This is a genomic window from Pseudomonas nitroreducens TX1, assembly GCF_000313755.1.
GTDB classification, from domain to species: domain Bacteria; phylum Pseudomonadota; class Gammaproteobacteria; order Pseudomonadales; family Pseudomonadaceae; genus Pseudomonas; species Pseudomonas nitroreducens_A.
In genome coordinates this window covers 1-19,081 of record NZ_AMZB01000090.1, presented here as the reverse complement: position 1 = coordinate 19,081, position 19,081 = coordinate 1, and the positions used below count along the sequence as shown (strand labels likewise).

Annotated in this window: 17 protein-coding genes; 5 read left to right on the top strand and 12 right to left on the bottom strand. The window is 66.0% G+C overall.

The features are described from left to right. Positions 1 to 87: 87 nt before the first annotated feature. A complete protein-coding gene (locus tag C167_RS0107060) occupies positions 88 to 2,637 on the top strand; it encodes a sulfite reductase flavoprotein subunit alpha (RefSeq protein WP_026078857.1) in 2,550 nt (849 codons plus the stop codon). A 375-nt stretch (positions 2,638 to 3,012) separates the two neighbouring features. Here the strand turns inward: C167_RS0107060 and lpxO are convergent, their stop codons facing one another. Further along, positions 3,013 to 3,912, bottom strand: a complete 900-nt coding sequence (gene lpxO, locus C167_RS0107055) for a lipid A hydroxylase LpxO (protein ID WP_026078856.1) — start codon at positions 3,910 to 3,912, stop codon at positions 3,013 to 3,015. Between the two features lie 131 nt (positions 3,913 to 4,043). Between lpxO and C167_RS0107050 the strand changes: the two genes are divergently transcribed. From C167_RS0107050 to C167_RS0107040, 3 genes are read left to right on the top strand one after another with little or no spacing between them, the layout of a single operon-like run. Further along, positions 4,044 to 4,799 carry a 5-oxoprolinase subunit PxpA gene (locus tag C167_RS0107050; protein ID WP_017517561.1) on the top strand — a complete coding sequence of 252 codons (756 nt, stop codon included), beginning with the start codon at positions 4,044 to 4,046 and terminating at the stop codon, positions 4,797 to 4,799. Then, the gene (pxpB, locus tag C167_RS0107045; RefSeq protein ID WP_017517560.1) at positions 4,796 to 5,473 is read left to right on the top strand and encodes a 5-oxoprolinase subunit PxpB; all 678 of its coding nucleotides are present in this window, start codon (positions 4,796 to 4,798) and stop codon (positions 5,471 to 5,473) included. The genes C167_RS0107050 and pxpB overlap by 4 nt, the downstream gene beginning before the upstream one ends. Continuing rightward, the gene (locus C167_RS0107040; RefSeq protein ID WP_017517559.1) at positions 5,470 to 6,387 is read left to right on the top strand and encodes a biotin-dependent carboxyltransferase family protein; all 918 of its coding nucleotides are present in this window, start codon (positions 5,470 to 5,472) and stop codon (positions 6,385 to 6,387) included. The genes pxpB and C167_RS0107040 overlap by 4 nt, the downstream gene beginning before the upstream one ends. Positions 6,388 to 6,389: 2 nt before the next feature. On the opposite strand, the gene prfH is transcribed toward C167_RS0107040, so the two are convergent. The 3 genes from prfH to C167_RS0107025 all read right to left on the bottom strand — a co-directional run bounded on the left by prfH (position 6,390) and on the right by C167_RS0107025 (position 8,828). Then, positions 6,390 to 7,001, bottom strand: a complete 612-nt coding sequence (prfH, locus tag C167_RS0107035) for a peptide chain release factor H (RefSeq protein ID WP_026078854.1) — start codon at positions 6,999 to 7,001, stop codon at positions 6,390 to 6,392. Then, positions 7,001 to 8,137: an RNA ligase RtcB family protein gene (locus C167_RS0107030; protein WP_017517557.1), complete on the bottom strand. Its 1,137-nt coding sequence runs from the start codon at positions 8,135 to 8,137 to the stop codon at positions 7,001 to 7,003. Before C167_RS0107030 ends, prfH begins: the two co-directional genes overlap by 1 nt. 208 nt (positions 8,138 to 8,345) lie before the next feature. Continuing rightward, entirely contained in the window at positions 8,346 to 8,828 is a 483-nt protein-coding gene (locus tag C167_RS0107025; RefSeq protein ID WP_017517556.1) for an Lrp/AsnC family transcriptional regulator, read from the bottom strand. Between the two features lie 135 nt (positions 8,829 to 8,963). On the opposite strand from C167_RS0107025, the gene C167_RS0107020 reads away from it, so the two are divergent. Beyond that, positions 8,964 to 9,590 carry a LysE family translocator gene (locus C167_RS0107020; RefSeq protein ID WP_017517555.1) on the top strand — a complete coding sequence of 209 codons (627 nt, stop codon included), beginning with the start codon at positions 8,964 to 8,966 and terminating at the stop codon, positions 9,588 to 9,590. Between the two features lie 102 nt (positions 9,591 to 9,692). Here the strand turns inward: C167_RS0107020 and C167_RS34425 are convergent, their stop codons facing one another. The 8 genes from C167_RS34425 to C167_RS0106975 all read right to left on the bottom strand — a co-directional run. Then, a complete protein-coding gene (locus tag C167_RS34425) occupies positions 9,693 to 10,355 on the bottom strand; it encodes a hypothetical protein (RefSeq protein ID WP_157791821.1) in 663 nt (220 codons plus the stop codon). A gap of 161 nt (positions 10,356 to 10,516) precedes the next feature. After that, positions 10,517 to 11,488 (bottom strand): peptide ABC transporter ATP-binding protein, encoded by a 972-nt coding sequence (locus C167_RS0107005; RefSeq protein WP_017517552.1) that lies wholly within the window; start codon positions 11,486 to 11,488, stop codon positions 10,517 to 10,519. After that, positions 11,485 to 12,462, bottom strand: a complete 978-nt coding sequence (locus C167_RS0107000) for an ABC transporter ATP-binding protein (protein ID WP_017517551.1) — start codon at positions 12,460 to 12,462, stop codon at positions 11,485 to 11,487. The genes C167_RS0107005 and C167_RS0107000 overlap by 4 nt, the downstream gene beginning before the upstream one ends. Positions 12,463 to 12,610: 148 nt before the next feature. After that, positions 12,611 to 13,522, bottom strand: coding sequence for an ABC transporter permease subunit (locus C167_RS0106995; RefSeq protein ID WP_017517550.1), 912 nt, complete (start codon positions 13,520 to 13,522; stop codon positions 12,611 to 12,613). 14 nt (positions 13,523 to 13,536) lie between these two features. Next, complete coding sequence (locus C167_RS0106990; RefSeq protein ID WP_017517549.1) at positions 13,537 to 14,547, bottom strand: ABC transporter permease subunit; 1,011 nt, start codon at positions 14,545 to 14,547, stop codon at positions 13,537 to 13,539. Positions 14,548 to 14,623: 76 nt separating this feature from the next. Further along, positions 14,624 to 16,213, bottom strand: a complete 1,590-nt coding sequence (locus C167_RS0106985; protein WP_026078851.1) for an ABC transporter substrate-binding protein — start codon at positions 16,211 to 16,213, stop codon at positions 14,624 to 14,626. Positions 16,214 to 16,218: 5 nt separating this feature from the next. Next, on the bottom strand, positions 16,219 to 17,628 hold the full coding sequence (locus C167_RS0106980) for an OprD family outer membrane porin (protein ID WP_017517547.1): 1,410 nt from the start codon (positions 17,626 to 17,628) through the stop codon (positions 16,219 to 16,221). 163 nt (positions 17,629 to 17,791) lie between these two features. Further along, a partial coding sequence (locus tag C167_RS0106975) for an ABC transporter substrate-binding protein (protein WP_017517546.1) occupies positions 17,792 to 19,081 on the bottom strand: 1,290 nt, incomplete at its 5' end.

Below are 19,081 nucleotides of genomic sequence, written 5' to 3'. Positions count from 1 at the left end.
AAGATTGTTAAATCGGCTGCGTTTGCGATCCATTCTCATTAAAATGCCCGCCCTGCGTGAAGGGTGTTCGAAGGTGAGGCCGCGGTGTTGAAGAAAGTCCTGTTCCAGTTGCATTGGCTGTTCGGCATCAGCGCAGGTCTGGTGCTGGCGCTGATGGGCATCACCGGGGCGATGTTGTCGTTCCAGGATGAAATCCTGCGCGCGATCAACCCCGAGAGCCTGGTGGTGGAAAAGCGCGCGGAAGGCGTGCTGCCGATGGACGAGCTGATCCGCCGGGTAGAGAGCGCTGCGCCGGGCAAGAAGGTCTCCTTCCTCTGGCTCAAGACCGAAGGTGTCGAGTCCGCGCGCCTGTTCTTCACCCCACCGCCGGGCCAGCGCCGTGGCGAATCGCTGTATGTCGATCCGTACACTGCAGAAGCTCTGCCCGCGCCAGTGGGCGAGGGCGCTTTCATGTTCATCATGCAGTTGCACCGATTCCTCGCCGCCGGCGAGACCGGGCAGAAGATCACCGGCGCCTGCACCCTGATCCTGGTCTTCTTCTGCCTCTCCGGCCTGTACCTGCGCTGGCCGCGCAAGGCGCTGAACTGGCGGACCTGGCTGACCTTCGACTGGCGCAAGAAAGGCCGTGCGTTCAATTGGGACCTGCACGCCGTAGCCGGCACCTGGTGCCTGGCGTTCTACCTCCTGGCCTCGCTGACGGGCCTGTACTGGTCCTATGAGTGGTACCGCAACGGCCTGTTCAAACTGCTCGACGACGCCCCCGCCGGCCAGGGCAAGGGCGCTCAGCGGGCTGGTGGCAAACGCGGCCCGGTGCCCCAAGGCCCGCCGCCGGTGGTGGACGCCACGGCCATCTGGAACACCATCCAGCAGACCGGCGGCTCCGCCATGACCGCCTACAACCTGCGCCTGCCGCCGGTGAAGGGCCAGCCGGCCACCGTGTTCTACCTTCTCGATGACGCCGCCCACGAGCGCGCCTTCAACGAGATGACCATCGACCCGGCCAGCGGCAAGCTGCTCAAGGACCGCCGCTACAACGACAGCCGCTTCGGCAAGCAACTGCTCACCAGCGTCTACGCCCTGCACGTCGGCAGCTACTTCGGCCTCGCCGGACGCATCCTGATGATGCTCGCCAGCCTGGCCATGCCGCTGTTTTTCATCACCGGCTGGCTGCTCTATCTCGACCGCCGCCGCAAGAAGCGCGCCGCGCTGGCCGCTCGTGGCGAACTGGGCAACGCCGCTGGCGGCGCCGATTCCTGGCTGGTGGGCTACGCCAGCCAGAGCGGCTTCGCCGAGCAGCTGGCCTGGCAGAGTGCTGGCCAATTGCAGGCTGCCGGCCTGCCGGTGCGCGTCGAACCGCTGGGCAAGCTGGACCGCGCGCAGCTGGAGCAGACCCGCAACGCACTGTTCGTGGTCAGCACCTTCGGCGAAGGCGAGGCGCCGGACAGCGCCCGTGGCTTCGAGCGCCAGTTGCTCGGCCAAACCCTCGGCCTGGACGACCTGCGCTTCGCCATGCTCGCCCTGGGCGACCGCCAGTACGATCAGTTCTGCGGCTTCGCCCGGCGCATGCAGGGCTGGTTGCAGGGGCAGGGCGCTCGCCCGCTGTTCGACGGCGTGGAAGTGGACAACGGCGATGCCGCCGCGCTGCATGACTGGCAGGTGCGTCTGGCCGAACTTTCCGGCGCCGCGCCGCAAGTGGCCTTCAACGCGCCGGCCTTCGAGGTCTGGACGCTGAGTGGCCGTGAGCACCTGAACCCTGGCAGCCAGGGCGAATCCACCTGGCTGTTGCGCCTGACCGCGCCGAGCCAGTCGCAGATCGACTGGGCCGCTGGCGATCTGGTGGAAATCGTCCCGCGCCAGCCGGAATTCCTCGTCCGCCGCTGGCTCGAGCGCCTCGGCCTGGATGGCGCCGCCAAGGTGCAGGTGGATGGCCTGGCCATGCCACTGAACGATGCCTTGGCCGGCTGCCTGCTGCCGGCGAACCTGGAGCATCTGGTCGGCCAGCACGGTCAGGCGGTCTACGACGCACTGATCAAGCTCTCGGTGCGCCAGTACTCCATCGCCTCGCTGCGCAGCGCAGGCGCCCTGGAGCTGATCGTCCGCCAGGAGCAGCACGCCGACGGTTCGCTGGGCATCTGTTCCGGCTGGCTGACCGAGTACCTGCCCGAAGGCGGCAGCCTGCTGCTGCGTCTGCGGCGCAACCGCAGCTTCCACCTGACCGAAGACGACCGCCCGTTGATCCTGATCGGCAATGGCACCGGCATTGCCGGCCTGCGTGCACTGTTGCAGGCGAGCGTGGCCGCGGGCCGTTCGCGCAACTGGTTGCTGTTCGGCGAGCGCAACATCGCCCACGACTTCTACTGTCGCGAAGAGCTCGAAGGCATGCTGGCGCGCGGCGAATTGCAACGCCTGGACGTCGCCTTCTCCCGCGACCAGGCCGAGAAGGTCTACGTCCAGGACCGCCTGCGCGCCAGCGGCGAAGTCCTCGCCCAGTGGCTCGACGACGGTGCGGCCATCTACGTCTGTGGCAGCCTGCAGGGCATGGCCGAAGGCGTCGACCGCGCCCTGCGCGAGATGCTTGGCGATGCCGAAGTCGAAGCGTTGCTGGAGAGTGGGCGCTACCGGCGCGACGTGTATTGATCGGGTGTCGGGTTTGGCCGATCACTGAGCGAGTCCGCTCTTGCATGACGTCCTGAGCGGAGACCTGCCCCTCTCCCTAGCCCTCTCCCTGAAGGGAGAGGGGACTGGTTCGGTGCAGGTTGAAACCAATGCGTCAGCCGGCACGAAAAGCTCCCTCTCCCTTCAGGGAGAGGGCGGGGGAGAGGGGCTAGGCGCGCGGCGGAATAGCCAGTTTCGTAGGGCGCATAACGCGCCAGCGTTATCCGCCAATCGGCAGCCGGCGGATAACCTGTTCCAGGTGATTCGCCCTACACAGGGCTCCTCGAAGGGCACAAACAAGAAGGCCCCCGCGGATGCGGAGGCCTTTTTGATTTATGGGCGCTTAATTCCAGCGGCTCAAATCCACAGGAACAGTGCCAGCACCGCCGCGAAGAAGCCCCATTTCTGCAGGTAGTACAGCTTGCGGTTGCGCTTCTTCAGGGCCTTGCCCTGCAGGCGGATCTTGTACAGCGAAGCGAAGGCGCGGTTGATGCCGCCGGTCTTGTCGCCCGCGTCGTTGGGCGAGGCGGCCGCGGCCATCACGTTGCGGCTGAACCAGCGATTGAATGCCGTCACCCAGCCGTACTTCAGCGGCCGCTCGATGTCGCAGAAGAGGATCACCCGGTCATGCTCCGTGGTGTTCTCGGCGTAGTGGATGTAGGTCTCGTCGAACACCACCGCCTCGCCGTCGCGCCAGTGGTAACGCTCGCCATCCACCTCGATGAAGCAGCCCGGATCGTTGGGCGTCAGCAGGCCAAGGTGGTAGCGCAGCGAACCGGCGTAGGGATCGCGATGGCGCACCAGGCGCGAGCCCGGTGGCAGTTCGGCAAACATCGCCGCCTTGACCGACGGAATCTGCCGCAGCAGTTCGGTGGTCTTCGGGCACAGGGCGTCGGCGGACGGATGGCTGTCGTCGTACCACTTCAGGTAGAAACGCTTCCAGCCGGTCTTGAAGAAGGAATTGAAACCCACGTCGTTGAGCTGATCGGAACGCTTGATGCTGCCGGCGTCGCGCAGGTGCAGGGCTTCGCTGCGGATGGCTTCCCAGTTATCGCTGAGCAGGCGCATTTCGGGGAATTCGTCGGTCGCCAGGTACGGGCGGCTCGGCACCCTGGAGAACAGGTACATGAGGCAGTTGATCGGCGCCAGGAAGCTGGAGTGGTCGCTCAGCTGGCGCGTGAACTTGTGGCGCACCCGCCCACGCAGGTGGACATAAACGATGCTCAGGCCGAAGGCGGCCAGAATGGCGGCTTTGATCATTCGGGGGGAGTTTTCCACGGGTCTAGAGGCGGAATGGTACTCCTCCTGAACGTGACTGAGTATTCTCCGAAGGCCAAAGGCCATTTGCTGCTTTACCCTGTAGGAAATCTGGAAGGACGGCGATACCGATGACCGAGCGCAGCACGCGAATCCTGCTCAACTGCGACATGGGCGAAAGCTTCGGCGCCTGGCGCATGGGCGACGACGTCCACGCCATGCCTCTGATCGACCAGGCCAACCTTGCCTGCGGCTATCATGCGGGTGACCCGCTGACCATGCAGCACACGGTCCGCCTGGCGGTGGAGCGGGGCGTCAGCATCGGCGCGCACCCGTCCTACCCGGACCTCGCCGGCTTCGGTCGCCGCCACATGAGTTGCTCGCCCGAGGAAGTCCACGCCCTGGTGCTCTACCAGATCGGTGCGCTGGACGCCTTCTGCCGCGCCGCCGGCACCCAGGTGGCCTACGTGAAGCCGCACGGCGCGCTGTACAACGACCTGGTGCGCGATGACGCGCTGCTCGCAGCGGTGCTCGATGCCTGCGCCGCCTACCGCAAGCGCCTGCCGCTGATGGTGCTGGCCCTGGCCGACAACAACCGCGAGCTGCAACTGGCTGACGCCGCCGACGTGCCGCTGATGTTCGAAGCCTTCGCCGACCGCGCCTACCTGCCCGACGGCCAGCTTGCCCCACGCCGCCTGCCCAACGCCGTGCACCACGAGCCGCAGCGCATCCTCGACCAGGCCCTGGCCATCGGCCGTGGCGAAGCCTTCCCGGACATCGACGGCAACCCATTGCGCCTGCGCGCCGACAGCCTCTGCGTGCATGGCGACAACCCCGAATCCCTGGCGGTGCTGCGGCGCCTGCGTGGCCTGTTGGACCAGGCATGATCCGTGTCGAACCCTTCGGCGCCACGGCGCTTCTGATCACGCTCGCGGAGCAACCCGACGACGCCCTGCCGTTGCGCATCGCCCAGTTGGCCGAGCGCCTGCACGTTGAACTGGGTGCGGCGCTGACGGATTGCGTCCCCGGCTGGACCACGCTGTTGCTGCACTACGACCTGATGCGCATCGACCTGCCGCAGTTGCAAGACCGCGTACAGGCTGCGCTGCAGGATTGGCCCGGCGATTACCTGGCGAACGAGGCCGGGCGCCTGCATGAAATCGCCGTGTGGTACGCCGGCGAAGACCTCGCCGAAGTTGCCCGTCTCTGCGGGCTCACTACCGCCCAGCTGGTCGACCTGCATGCCGGCCGCGACTATCGCGTCGGCGCTATCGGCTTCTCTCCTGGCTTCGCCTACCTCGGCGAGTTGGACGAACGCCTCGCTTTGCCGCGCCGTGCCACGCCGCGCACGTACGTGCCCGCCGGCAGCCTGGCGATTGCCGAACGGCAGACGGCGGTTTATCCACAGGCCTCGCCCGGTGGTTGGCACCTGCTCGGGCGCAGCGCGCAGCGCTTGTTCGATGCGCATCGCGAGCCGCCTTGCCCGCTGGCGGTGGGTGATCTGGTGCGGTTCGTGCCCATCGATGCGGCGACTTATCGCGCGACCGGAGGCGAGCCATGAGCCTGAAGGTCATTGCCTGTGGCCCGCTGTGCCTGCTGCAGGACGGCGGCCGGCGAGGTTGGCAGCACCTGGGCGTATCGCCCGGCGGCCCTGTGGATAGACACGCGGCGGCCTGGGCCAATCGCCTGCTCGACAACCTGTCGGGCGCGCCGTTGCTGGAGATCGCACTGGGTGGTGTGGAGCTGGAAGCGCAGGCGGATACCTGGCTGGCGCTGACCGGCGCAGAGCTGCCGGCAATCCTGGATGGCGAGTCACTGCCGGGTTGGTCGCGCTTTCGCGTGCGAGTCGGGCAGCGCCTGAAACTGGGCTTCGCCCGCGCCGGTCAGCGCGCCTATCTCGCCACTGCCGGAGGCTTCCACACGGAGCCGATACTGGGCAGCGTTGCGACCCAGACGCGGGAAAAACTGGGCGGCCTTGGCGGCAATGGCCAGCCGCTGACCGCCGGTGATGTGCTGCAGTGCGCGGCCCTCGGCGAGCGCTTCGCTGGCGGTGCCAGCGTGCCCTGGACCTATCGAGCGGATTATCGCGGAACCCCGAGGCTGCGCGTGCTGCCCGGCCCGGATGCTTTCAGTGAGAAGCAGCGCCAGGCCTTCTTCGAACAGCGCTGGCAGATCAGCCCGCAATCCGACCGCATAGGCGTGCGATTGCGCGGCGAAGCGCTGAGCGCACCTCGCCGGCAATGGTCGTTGGGGATAGTGGAAGGCGCCATCCAGGTGCCGCCGGACGGCCAGCCGATTGTCCTGCTGGCCGACCGCCAGACCATGGGCGGCTACCCGCTGCTGGGCGTGCTGCACCCGCTGGACATCGGCCGCCTGGCGCAATGCCCGGCGCACAGCGACGTGCGATTCGCCCCGGCAAGCGTGGAGCAGGCGCAGGCGGACCTGCGCGCGTTCCTGCGGTTTTTCTCAGGCTGATCTCAACCCTCGAAGCGTTCACCGCGAAACACCCGGCGCGGATTTCCGCGTTCCAGGTGGTGATGGGCCAGTCGGCGTTCGGCGCGCAATTCGCTGCTCGCCTGCTCTGCGCGTGCCTCCAGCTTGCGGGCGATCAGCAGCAGCGCCAGGCGTTTGTTGGCGTGCTGGCTGCGTTCGCTCTGGACCTTCACGCTCAGCCCGCTGGCGAGGTGAATGGCGCGCACCGCCGAGTCGGTGGTGTTGACGTGTTGCCCGCCCGGGCCGGATGAGCGCAGGGTTTCGAAGCGCACTTCACCTTCGAGGTTGGCCGGCGGCGCGCTGAATCGTGCGCCGCCGAAGTACCAGTTCTTGCGCCCGTGGTTGGGCCGGTAAGGGCTGGCGCAGACCCATTGCAGGGTGCCGCTCCAGTCCTCGGCCAGGGATGCTGCCGAGTCGCCGTCCAGTGCCAGCAGCACCGAGAGCAGCGTGCCCCGGCGCGGGCCGGCTTCCTCCTCGATCACGCGTGCCTCGGTGCCGCTGGCCTCGGCCTCCCGCAGCAGACGCTGCAGGGCCTTGGCCACGGCCAGTGCGCATTCGTCCGGCCCCTGGGCCGCCGATAGTTGCAGCAGGATCATCAGCAGCACTCCCCGCGGGTCTTGTAGGTCAGCACCGGCTTCAGTCGCGCCAGTACCCGCAGCAGCCCCGCTTCGCGCAGCGCGCCGACCACTGAGTCGATGGCCTTGTAGGCTTCCGGCGCCTCCTCGTAGATCAACCCGCGATCACCGCAGATCACCCGGCTGCCCAGCGCGGTGCGGGCCAGTTGCTCGACGCGGTAGCGCGCCGAGAGACGCTCCTTGCACTCGCTGCGCATCCACTTGCGCCCCGCGCCGTGGGCGAGGGAGAACAAGCTGCGCGGGTCGGCGACCGGCTCCACCAGGTAGCTGTAGTCGCCGCGCGAGCCGGGGATGACCATCACCCCGCGGTCCGCCGGCGTCGCGCCCTTGCGGTGCAGCCAGCCGTCGACGCCTTCGACTTGCGCCGGGCTGACGAGGTTGTGGTTCACGTCCAGCACCTGTGCGCCGTCTGCATGCAGGCGGTCGAGCATGCGCAGGGCGATCAGCTGGCGGTTGGCTTCGGCGAAACGCAGCGCGCCGTCGTGGCGAGCCAGGTAGCGCGCGCAGTCGTCGCTGCCTTGCTCCAGGCCCTGGTGGCTGAAGCGGTCCACCTGCTCGCGCAGGATGGCTTCGCCCAGGCCGCGCGAACCGCTGTGCACCAGCAGGAGCAGGTGGCGAGGGTCGAGACCGAGGGTTGCCACGGCGGCTTCGTCGTAGAGCCGGTCGAGTTGCTGCAGCTCGGCGAAGTGGTTGCCGCCGCCGATGGTACCCAGCGAATGCTCGTGGCCGCAGGGCGGCAGAGCGAAGCTCGCAATGCGCTCGCTCCAGTCTTCGTCCAGGGGGCCGTCGAGGTTGCCCAGGCGCTTTTCCAGCTTGTCCAGGTTCAGCTTGCCGGTGGCGATATCGGTGCGCCACAGCGCCATGCCGCAGCCAATGTCGTTGCCCACCAGCGCCGGATACAGTCGGCCAGTGGAGAAGAACGCCGCGCCGATCGGGTAGCCGCGCCCGGGGTGCAGGTCCGGCATGCCGGCGACGCGCTGCATCCCCGGCAGGCGGGCGGTGGTTTCAAGTTGCTGGATCGCTTTACCTTCGATCCAGGTGTCGTCCGCGGCGATCAGGGTGATGCCGTCGGACAGATTTTGGATGCAATTGCCCATTGTCCAATCCCATGAGGAATGAAACGAAAAAGAGGATGGGGGCAGGCCGGAGCCGGGCAATGCGATGCCGCCAGAGGGGCGGCGGGGAAGCGATTACGCCAGACGCGACCTGCAAAGGGTGATCAGTGTTTGCATGATGTCTCTCCTTTGCTGTCGGTGGATGGAAGGTGGCGAATGATAGGCGCGCGGTCGCCCGCGCGCAATCCCGCTATTTCGGCAGATGCCGCAGCGGCAGCGGCGCTGACTCCTTTACCGTCTGTATGGCGAAGTTGCTGCGGATATCGCTGACGCCCGGCAGCTTGAGCAGGGTGCCGGTTAGGAACTGCTCGTAGGCGCGCAGGTCGGGCAGCACGACTTGCAGGAGGAAGTCCGACTCGCCGCTGACCAGATGTACCGAGATGACTTCCGGCAGGTCGATCACCGCCTGGCGAAAGGCTGCGGCGCTGGTGTCGCTGTGGCGCTCCACTTTCACCCCGACGAACACCGTCAGCCCCAGGCCGACTTCGTCACGGCCCAGTTCGGCGTGGTAGCCGCGGATCATGCCGGCCTCTTCCAGGATGCGAACGCGGCGCAGGCAAGGTGAAGGGGATAGCCCGATTTCCTCGGCCAACTGCACGTTGGTCAGGCGGCCGTCTCGCTGCAGGGCGGCGAGGATGCGGTGGTCGTAGGCGTCCAGTTTTGGACTTGGCATACGTGGCTACTCAATGAATTTGAAGTTGGCAGGATATGCTAATTGTGAGCCGTACGATGGTTGAATACGCAAGCACCTGCCTCGGTCTTCAAGCATAGAATCCTCATCCGCAATGACTGCTTCGGAGTGGCTCTAGTGGATCTCGGCGTCTTCCTGCTGGCCCTGGCGATGGTTTACCTGCTGCCCGGACCGGACATGATTCTCCTGCTGCACACCGGCGCCCGTGATGGCTGCCGCGCTGCATTGGCGACCGCGCTTGGGCTGGGCGCGGCGCGCGCATGCCATGTGGCTCTGGCAGCGACCGGGCTGGCGCTGCTGTTCCGCACTGCGCCCTGGACGTTCGACGCCGTGCGCGTCGGCGGCGGTCTCTACCTGGCCTGGATCGGCGTGCAACTGCTGCGTGCGCCGGTGGGCTTGCCGGTGGCAACGGGGGCGGCCGGGTTATCCACAGTCAGCTATCGGCGCGCCTTTCGCCGGGGCCTGCTGACCAATCTGCTCAACCCCAAGGCGCTGCTGTTCTGCTCGGTGCTGCTGCCGCAGTTCATCCATCCGCAGAACGGCCCTCTGGCGCTGCAGTTCGCACTACTGGGCGGCGTATTGGTAGTGATCGGGCTGGCCTTCGACAGCTTCTATGCGGTCAGTGGCGAGCGCATGGGCCACTGGCTGGCTCGGCACAGGGCGATGCAGCGCGTGCAGCAGTGGGGTTTCGGCGCAATTCTGCTGGGGTTCGGTGTGCGCTTGGCGCTGATCCGCGATCTGTAAAGCTGAAGTCTTTCGTAGGAGCGAGCTTGCTCGCGAAGCAGTTTGCCGGCAGCTTCGAAGCCCGGACTGTTCGCGAGCAAGCTCGCTCCTACAAGGATCTTCTCAGAGGTCTTCCGGCTGGATTTTCCACAGCCGCGCCACCGAGGGCTTCTGCGGATTGCGCGCGACTACCAGCAGGCCCAGCTCCTTGCCACGCAACTCACGCAGCAACTGCGCGCCCTTGCGTTGCTCCAGACTCTCGGCGAGATGCCCGAGGGCGATGGCGGCCGCAGTCGGGTGCGTGGCGACCGGCACGTAGCTGCCGTCGTCGATGTCCAGCACCATATGCTTCTCGCCGGGCTCCGGAGTGGGGGTGTGCAGGCGGGTCTTGAGCAGTTGCGCCATGGCCTGATCGCGTTGGGCGGCCGTCAGTTGTCCCGGTGGCAGTGCCCGTTCCAGCGGCAGGAATTCGTCCCCGGGTTCGGCTTTCGGTTTTGCCGGAGGTGGCGGTGCGGGCGGCTCAGTTCTTACTGGTACAGGTTTGGGGGGCGCGGGCGGAGTCGCAGTTGGAGGAGGTGGTGTGACATCCAGCTCATCCGAGACAAGCACGTCCCAGTCGATCTCATCGAGGTCGACTTCCACTGCGGCCTTTCTCCTCGGCGCCGGCTTCGTCCGCGACTTCACCGCCGCGCGTACATCCATCCGCCGCTGACGCTTCCACTGGTGCAGTTGGACGTTGGCGACGATGGCGGTGACGAGGATGAGCAGCAGGAAGAACAGCAGCATGGAAGGTCGTGGCCCTGTGGATAATGGCCACGACGCGCAGGCGGTGGCGGGGTGCCACCCTGGCGGGATTGTCTGGCTCAGGCGATAGGCCTGTTCCGGCTGCATTGTAGGACGCAGCTGTTTCCGAAAGAGGGGCCGGCCTATGACCGGCCCGTTTCGTATCAGTTCAGGAACTGTTCCGCATGGTGGCAGGCCACCTGCCGCTCATCGAGGAGGCGCAGTTCCGGCACCTCGGTCTTGCAACGTTCGGTCGCGTAGGGGCAGCGCTTGTGGAAGGCGCAGCCGGTCGGCGGGTTGAGCGGGTTGGGCAGCTCGCCCTGGATTTTTATCTTGGGCTTGTCCGGATCAGGGTGGATGGCCGGGGTCGCTGAGAGCAGCGCCTGGGTATAGGGGTGCAGCGGGCGCTCGTAGAGCTTGTCCGCCGGGCCCATTTCCGCCGGGCGGCCGAGGTACATCACCAGCACGTCATCGGCCACGTGGCGGACCACGGCTAGGTTGTGGGAGATGAATACGTAGGCGGTGCCGAACTCCTGCTGCAGGTCCATGAACAGGTTGAGCACCTGGGCCTGGATCGATACGTCCAGCGCCGAGGTCGGTTCGTCCGCCACCAGCACCTTGGGCCGCAGCATCATGGCGCGGGCCAGGGCGATGCGCTGGCGCTGGCCGCCGGAGAACATGTGCGGGTAGCGCTGGTAATGCTCGGGGCGCAGGCCGACCTGCTTCATCATCGCCTGTACGCGCTCGCGGCGTTCGATGCGCGACAGGCTGGTGTTGATCAGCAGCGGCTCGGCCAGCTGGTCGCCGATCTTCTGCCGGGGGTTGAGCGAGGCGTAGGGGTTCTGGAAGACCATCTGCACGTCACGGCGCAGCTGCTTGCGGGTGTCGTGGTCGGCTCCTTTCACCTCGTGGCCGGCGATCTGCAGGGACCCGGAGGTGGGTTCTTCGATCAGGGTCAGCGCGCGGGCGAGAGTGGACTTGCCGCAGCCGGACTCGCCAACCACGGCGAGGGTCTTGCCGGCCTGCAGGTCGAAGGATACGCCGTTGAGCGCGCGGACCAGGGCGTGTGGCTTGAACAGGCCCTGGGAGATTTCGTAGTGACGGGTCAGGTCGCGGGCGGTCAGGACGGCGCTCATCGGGCCACCTCGGTATTCAGGTTGAGCGGGTAGAAGCAGCGCACCGCGCCACGCTCATGGGCTTCCAGGGCCGGGCGCACGGCACGGCAGTTGTCCTGCACGTAGGGGCAGCGCGGCGACAGCAGGCAGCCCTGCGGACGGTCGTACTTGCCGGGGACGATACCGGGCAGGGTGGCCAGGCGCTCTTCGCCGGCGCTGTGCTCGGGGATCGCCTTGAGCAGCGCCTCGGTGTACGGGTGGGTCGGCAGGTCGAACAGCGCCGGCACCTGACCGATCTCCACTGCCTGGCCTGCGTACATCACGCAGACGCGCTGGGCGGTCTCGGCGACCACGGCGAGGTCGTGGGTGATCAGGATCAGCGCCATGCCCTGGTCGCGCTGCAGGTTCAGCAGCAGCTCCATGATCTGCGCCTGGATGGTCACGTCCAGCGCGGTGGTGGGCTCGTCGGCGATCAGCAGCTTGGGCTCGCCGGCAATCGCCATGGCGATGGCGACGCGCTGGCTCATGCCGCCGGACAGCTGGTGCGGGTAGGCGTCCAGGCGCTGGGCGGCACCGGGGATTTCCACCCGCTCGAGCAGTTCCAGCGCGCGCTGGCGCAGCGCTTTACCACGCAGGCCGAGGTGCAGCCTGAGCACTTCCTCGATCTGGTAGCCGACGGTGAAGCTGGGGTTGAGGGCGGTCATCGGGTCCTGGAAGACCATGGCGATGTCCTTGCCGACGATGCGCCGGCGTTCGCGGCCCTTCAGGCGCAGCATGTCGGTACCGTCGAACTGCATGGTGTCGGCGGTGATGATGCCGGGTGCGTCGATCAGGCCCATCAGGGCCATCATGGTCACCGACTTGCCGGAGCCGGACTCGCCGACGATGGCCAGGACTTCGCCCTTGTCCACCGAGAGGTCGAGGCCGTCCACTACCGGGATGGCGTTGCGGTCGCCGAAGCGGACCGAAAGATTGCGCAGGTCGAGGAGGCTCATACGGCGGTCTCCATCAGGCTCTTGTTCTTTTTGTAGGAACGAGGGGGACGCCTTGGTCCTTGCTCGCGAACGGGGAACGCGGGGGATTGCAGGTTCGCGAGCAAGCTCGCTCCTGCAGCACGTGCGAAAGTCATCATGTGTGTCTTCCTCACGCTGCGTTCTTCAGCTTCGGGTCCAGCGCATCGCGCAGGCCGTCGCCCATCAGGTTGATTGCCAGCACGCTGAGCAGGATGGTCAGGCCGGGCAGCGAGACGACCCACCAGGCGCGCTCGATGTAGTCGCGTGCGGAGGCCAGCATGGTGCCCCACTCGGGCGTCGGCGGCTGCACGCCCAGGCCGAGGAAGCCCAACGCAGCGGCGTCGAGGATGGCCGAGGAAAAACTCAGGGTGGCCTGCACGATCAGCGGCGCCATGCAGTTGGGCAGCACGGTGACGAACATCAGGCGCAGGGTGCCGGCGCCGGCCAGGCGCGAGGCGGTGACATAGTCGCGGTTCAACTCGCCCATTACCGCAGCGCGGGTCAGGCGCACGTAGGCGGGCAGCGAGACGATGGCGATGGCGATCACGGTGTTGATCAGGCCGGGGCCGAGGATGGCGACGATGGCCACTGCCAGCAGCAGCGAGGGCAGTGCCAGCATGATGTCCATCAGGCGCATGATCACCGGGCCCAGTCGGGTCGGGGAGAAACCGGCGAGCAGCCCGAGGAAGATGCCGGGGATCATCGAGATCAGCACCGAGGTCAGGCCGATCATCAGCGACAGCCGCGCGCCGTGCATCAGGCGCGAGAGCAGGTCACGGCCCAGTTCGTCGGTGCCCAGCAGGAACTGCGAATTGCCACCCTCGAGCCACAGCGGCGGGGTGAGCAGGAAGTCGCGGAACTGCTCGCTGGGGTCATGGGGCGCGACCCAGGGCGCGAACAGCGCGCAGAACACGATCATCAGGATGAACAGCAGGCCGCCGACCGCTCCCTTGTTGCGCGAGAAGGCATGCCAGAATTCTTTCCAGGGGGATGGGTAGACCAGACTCGGGTCGCTGGCGGGAGCTTTGGCGTTGGCATTCATGGCGTCGGCTCCGGTTAGCGTTGGTGACGGATGCGTGGGTTGGCGAGGCCGTAGAGGATGTCCACGATGAAATTCACCAGGATCACCAGGGTCGCCACCAGCAGGATGCCGTTCTGCACCACCGGGTAGTCGCGGCGGCCGATGGCGTCGATCAGCCATTTGCCGATGCCGGGCCAGGAGAAGATGGTCTCGGTCAGGACCGCGCCGGCGAGCAGCGTGCCGACCTGCAGGCCGAACACGGTGAGCACCGGGATCATGGCGTTGCGCAGGGCGTGGACGAACACCACGCGGGCCGGCGACAGGCCCTTGGCACGGGCGGTGCGCACGTAGTCTTCGCGCAGCACTTCGAGCATCGAGGAGCGGGTCATCCGCGCGATCACCGCCAGCGGGATGGTGCCCAGCACGATGGCCGGCAGGATCAGGTGGCGCACGGCGTCCATGAAGGCGCCTTCCTCATCCGACAGCAGCGTGTCGATGAGCATGAAGCCGGTCCTGGGCTCGATGTCGTAGAGCAGGTCCAGGCGCCCGGACACGGGCGTCCAGCCCAGGGACACGGAGAACAGCATGATGAGGATCAGGCCCCACCAGAAGATCGGCATCGAGTAGCCGGCCAGGGAGATGGTCATCACCCCGTGGTCGAACAGCGAACCTCGTTTCAAGGCCGCGATCACCCCGGCGAGCAGGCCGAAGACGCCGGCAAACAGCAGGGCCGCCAGCGACAGTTCGAGGGTTGCGGGGAAGAGGGTGAGGAATTCGTTCCACACGCTGTCGCGGGTGGTCAGCGATTCGCCGAGATTGCCCTGGGCGAGGTTGCCGATGTAGTCGAGGTACTGCTGGTAGAGGGGCTTGTCGAGCCCCAGGCGGTGCATGGCCTCGGCATGCATCTGCGGATCGACGCGGCGTTCACCCATCATCACTTCCACGGGGTCGCCCGGAATCAGGCGGATCAGCGCAAAGGTGAGCAGGGTGACGCCGAAGAAGGTCGGGATCAGCAGACCGAATCGGCGTGCGATGAAACTGAGCATGGTGTTTGGGGGCTCCTCACCGAGCGGCTACCCATCGGGGGTGACGATGGGCGCCGGTTTCTTATTGCTTCGCCGGTTACTGGATTCGAACGTCGGCGAAGTTGTTATTGGTCATCGGGTTGATGGTGTAACCCGAGACACTGCTGCGGCGCACATTGAACAGCTTAGGATGCGCCAGGGGAATCCACGGCGATTGTTCGTGGAATATGGATGTCGCCTTTTTATAAAGTTCCGCCCGTTTTGCCGTGTCGTTGCTGTCACGGGCCTGCTGAATCAGCAGTTCGAAGTCCTGGTTGCACCAGAACGCCTGGTTTTCTCCGGATTTCGCCGCTGCACAGGACAGGTTCGGACTGAGGAAGTTGTCCGGGTCGCCGTTGTCGCCAGCCCAGCCCAGAAGCGACAGGTCGTGTTCGCCGGCCTTGGAGCGCTTGAGCAGCTCGCCCCACTCCAGCGAGCGGATCTGCAGGTCGATGCCGGCCTTGGCCAGGTCCGCCTGCATCATCTGTGCCGCAAGTGCCGGGTTGGGAATGGTCGGCGAGCTGCCGTTGCGGATGAAGATCGTCAGCTTGAGGTTTTCCGCTCCGGCTTCCTTGAGGAGCACTTTCGCCCGCTCGGGATCGTGCGGCCAGTCTTCGAGGTCCTTGTTGTAGCCCAGCAGCGTCGAGGGGTAGGGGTTGATCGCCGGGCTGGCGGCATTGGCACCAAATACCGAGTCGAGCAGGGCCTTCTTGTCGATGGCGAGGTTGATTGCCTGGCGCACGCGCACGTCATCCAGCGGCTTATGCCGGGTATTGATCGCCACGTAGGTGGTCATCAGGGCGTCGATGCTGTCCACCGCCAGGTTCTTGTCCTGTTGCAGGGCCGGCACGTCCGACGGCTTGGGGTAGAGCGCGATCTGGCATTCGTTGCGCCGGACCTTCTGCATGCGCACGTTGGGGTCGAGGGTGATGGCGAACACCAGGTTGTCGATGGCCGGCTTGCCGCCGAAGTAGTCCGGGTTGGCGCGGTAGCGCACCTGGGAGTCCTTGGCGTAGCGGTTGAAGACGAAGGGGCCGGTGCCGATGGGCAGGTTGTTGATCTGGCCCTGCTTGCCTGCGGCCAGCAACTGGTCGCCATACTCGGCCGAGTAGATGGAGGCGAAGCCCATGGCCATGTCGGCAAGGAAGGGCGCCTCGGGATGGCTCAGGGTGAAGCGCACGGTCAGGTTGTCGACCTTGTCCACCGACTTGATCAGCTCGCGCATGCCCATGGCGTCGAAATAGGCATAGCCGCGGTTGGCCGACTCGTGCCAGGGGTGCTTGGGGTCGAGCGGGCGCTGGAAGGTCCAGAGCACATCGTCGGCGTTGAAGGCACGGGTCGGCTTGAAGTAGTCGGTGCTGTGGAACTTGACGTCCGGGCGCAGGTGGAAGGTGTAGGTCAGGCCGTCGGGGCTGACCTCCCAGCTCTGCGCCAGGGACGGTACCAGTTCGGTGGTGCCGGGGCGGAAGCCCACCAGGCGGTTGAAGATGGTTTCCGAGGTGGCATCGTTGGTCACGGCTCCGGTGTACTGCACCACATCGAACCCTTCCGGGCTCGCTTCGGTGCAGACCACCAGGTTCTGCGCCAGGGCGGTGCCGCTGCCCAGTGCCAGCAGAAGAGGTAGCAAACGCTTGATGGGCATGCCCATGCTCCTTACAGAAGGTTGAACGGGAAATTGCTGACCAGGCGGATCTCGTTGACGCTGCCGTCCGCCTGGTTCTGGCTGGCCAGATGTTTCATGTAGGTCAGGCGGAAACTGCTGCTCTTGAGCGGGCCGCCTTGCAGCGTATAGCCGGTCGAGAGGCCGAGCTCGTGGTGCTTCTCGTCATCCATGTCGCGGACGTTGTAGCCGCTGACGCCGTTGCGGTCACCGTCGTAGTGGGTGCCGTCGATTCCCCAGCCCTTGGCGTACCACGCCATGGTAGTCAGGCCGGGCACGCCGAAGGCGGCCCAGTCGGTGCTGTAGCGCAACTGCAGGGACTTTTCGTTGGGGCCGTTGTAGTCGGAGAGCAAGGAGTTGGCCAGGTAGATGGCCGCGGTCTCGTGGACGTAGTCGAAGTACTCGTCGCCACGGATCTGCTGCCAGCCCAGCAGCACGGCATGGGCGCCGTGGGTCAGGGTGAAGGCCAGGCTGTAGGCGTCGTTGTCGATGTAACCGGCCTTGCGCTGTCCGGTGTCGCCGGTGTGGTAGTAGTTCAGGCTGGTATTCAGCGCCAGGGTGGATGGGTCGCCCAGGTCGTGGGATGCGCCGAAGTAGTACTGGTTCCAGATGTCTTCGAAGTGCGCGCCGTAGGCGGTGAGCTTCAGCTGCTTCATCGCCTGGTAGCTGCCGCCCAGGTAGCTGAAGTGGCTGCCGGAGAAATCCCCCGCGCCGTACTCGGTGGTCAGGCGCTCGCTGCCTGCGCCGGTGCGCGGGCTGGCGCGGGTGAAGCTGCCGGCCTGGACCTCGAGGCCTTCGAGCTCCTCGCTGAGCAGGCTGATGCCGTCGAAGGAGGGCGGCAGGGCACGGTTGTCGTTGATGTTGAACACCGGGTTTTCGGTCTGCTGGCGGCCGGCGCGCAGCACGCTGTTGGAGGCTCGCAGTTTCACGTTGGCTATGCCCATCTTCGACCACTGGCCGACTGCGTCGCCGTCGCTATCGGTCAGGGTGCGGGTGCCGCCGCCGGCGATGCGTCCGTGGCCGCGTTCCAGGGCGATCTCGTTGAAGGCTGCCGCATCCAAGCCAACGCCCACGGTGCCCTGGGTGTAGCCGGAGTTGTACTTGAGCTGGCTGCCCTGGGTCCAGGTGTAGCGGCTGTGGGTGGGTTCGGTGTAACCGTCCTTCTTGATGTTGAAGTGAAAGCTGTCCTTCATCTGCTCGCGGGCGGCGAAGTTGCGCGTGCTGAAGGTCAGGCTCTGACCTTCGACGAAGCCTTTGGCGCCGGCCTGGCCCTTGACCACCACTTCGCTCTCACGGTGGGTTTCGTCCGGTGGCAGGTCGCCCTCGTCGGCAAATGCCTGGCCCAACGGGGTGCCACAGACGGCAAGTGCCAGGAGAGTGCGGATGAATACGTGATGCTGCATGAGTTGCTCCTTGTTGTTGTGGGTTTTCCTAGCAACGAATGCATCCCCTCCACCCATCGGAGAGATGGGGGAGCCGGCAGGCAGAGGGGAAGGCGGGATATGCCGCCCGGTCTGTGCCGGGCTGGCGCTCAGGCGACGGGGGCCGCCGATCTCGAATTGGCGATCAGGGCTGGTTGGCTACGCCGTAGAACGAATTGCGTCCAAAGGGGCTGATCAGGAAGCCCTGCACCGATTTGCGCATGGGCTGGTAGACGGTGGAGTGGGCAATCGGGCTGATGGGCAACTGTTGCGCGAGTAGCTGCTGGGCCTTCTGGTAGAGGGCCACGCGCTGGTCGTGGTCGGTGGTGGCCTTGGCCTGGCGCACCAGCTTGTCGTAGTCGGCGTTGCACCACTTGGAGACGTTGTTGCCGCTCACCGAATCGCAGCCGTAGAGGGTGCCCAGCCAGTTGTCCGGGTCACCGTTGTCGCCGGTCCAGCCGAACAGCATGGCGTCGTGTTCGCCCGCATGGGCGCGCTTGATGTACTCGCCCCACTCGTAGGTGACGATCTTCGCCTTGACGCCGACCTTGGCCCAGTCGGCCTGGATCATCTCAGCCATCAGCTTGGCATTGGGGTTGTAGGGGCGCTGTACCGGCATGGCCCAGAGGGTGATTTCGGTGCCTTCGGCGACGCCGGCGTTCTTCAGCAGTGCCTTGGCCTGTTCCGGATCGTAGGCCTGGCCCTTGATCGATTCGTCATAGGACCACTGCGTCGGTGGCATGGCGTTCACCGCCAGCTGGCCGGCGCCCTGGTAGATGGCGTCGATGATCGCCTGCTTGTTCAGCGCCATGTCCAGCGCGCGGCGCACGTCGGTCTTGTCCAACGGGGCGTGGGTGACGTTGTAGGCCAGGTAGCCGAGGTTGAAGCCGGGCTGCGACGGCATGTTCAGGTTCGGGTCCTGCTTCAGCGCCTCGAGGTCCGCCGGGCGCGGATTCAGGGTGATCTGGCATTCTCCGGCCTTGAGTTTCTGCATGCGCACCGAGGCATCGGTGTTGATGGCGAAGACCAGGTTGTCGACCTTCACGTCATCGGGCTTCCAGTAATCCTTGTTGCCCTTGAAGCGGATCATCGCGTCCTTCTGGTAGCGGCTGAACACGAAGGGGCCGGTGCCGATGGGTTTCTGGTTGATCTCGCCGGGCTTGCCCTGCCTGAGCAACTGGTCGGCGTATTCGGCGGACTGGATCACCGCGAAGTTCATCGCCAGGTTCTGCACGAAGGCGGCGTCGACCTCGTTCAGGGTGAAGGTCACCGTGTGCTCGTCGACCTTGCTCACCCTGGCGATATTGCGGTCCAGGCCCATGTCGGTGAAGTACGGGAATTCGGTGGGGTAGGCCCTGCGGAACGGCTGGTTCTTGTCGAGCATGCGGTTGAAGGTGAACAGCACGTCGTCGGCGTTGAACTCGCGGGTCGGCTT

Coding starts and splice junctions, on each gene's coding strand:
- pxpB (WP_017517560.1), top strand. CDS start 4,796: ATGATCCGTGTCGAACCCTTCGGCGCCACGGCGCTTCTGATCACGCTC.
- C167_RS0106985 (WP_026078851.1), bottom strand. CDS start 16,213: ATGGGCATGCCCATCAAGCGTTTGCTACCTCTTCTGCTGGCACTGGGC.
- C167_RS0106980 (WP_017517547.1), bottom strand. CDS start 17,628: ATGCAGCATCACGTATTCATCCGCACTCTCCTGGCACTTGCCGTCTGT.
- C167_RS0106995 (WP_017517550.1), bottom strand. CDS start 13,522: ATGAATGCCAACGCCAAAGCTCCCGCCAGCGACCCGAGTCTGGTCTAC.
- C167_RS0107025 (WP_017517556.1), bottom strand. CDS start 8,828: ATGCCAAGTCCAAAACTGGACGCCTACGACCACCGCATCCTCGCCGCC.
- C167_RS0107050 (WP_017517561.1), top strand. CDS start 4,044: ATGACCGAGCGCAGCACGCGAATCCTGCTCAACTGCGACATGGGCGAA.
- prfH (WP_026078854.1), bottom strand. CDS start 7,001: ATGATCCTGCTGCAACTATCGGCGGCCCAGGGGCCGGACGAATGCGCA.
- C167_RS0107040 (WP_017517559.1), top strand. CDS start 5,470: ATGAGCCTGAAGGTCATTGCCTGTGGCCCGCTGTGCCTGCTGCAGGAC.
- C167_RS0107005 (WP_017517552.1), bottom strand. CDS start 11,488: ATGAGCGCCGTCCTGACCGCCCGCGACCTGACCCGTCACTACGAAATC.
- C167_RS34425 (WP_157791821.1), bottom strand. CDS start 10,355: ATGCTGCTGTTCTTCCTGCTGCTCATCCTCGTCACCGCCATCGTCGCC.
- C167_RS0107030 (WP_017517557.1), bottom strand. CDS start 8,137: ATGGGCAATTGCATCCAAAATCTGTCCGACGGCATCACCCTGATCGCC.
- C167_RS0106990 (WP_017517549.1), bottom strand. CDS start 14,547: ATGCTCAGTTTCATCGCACGCCGATTCGGTCTGCTGATCCCGACCTTC.
- C167_RS0107000 (WP_017517551.1), bottom strand. CDS start 12,462: ATGAGCCTCCTCGACCTGCGCAATCTTTCGGTCCGCTTCGGCGACCGC.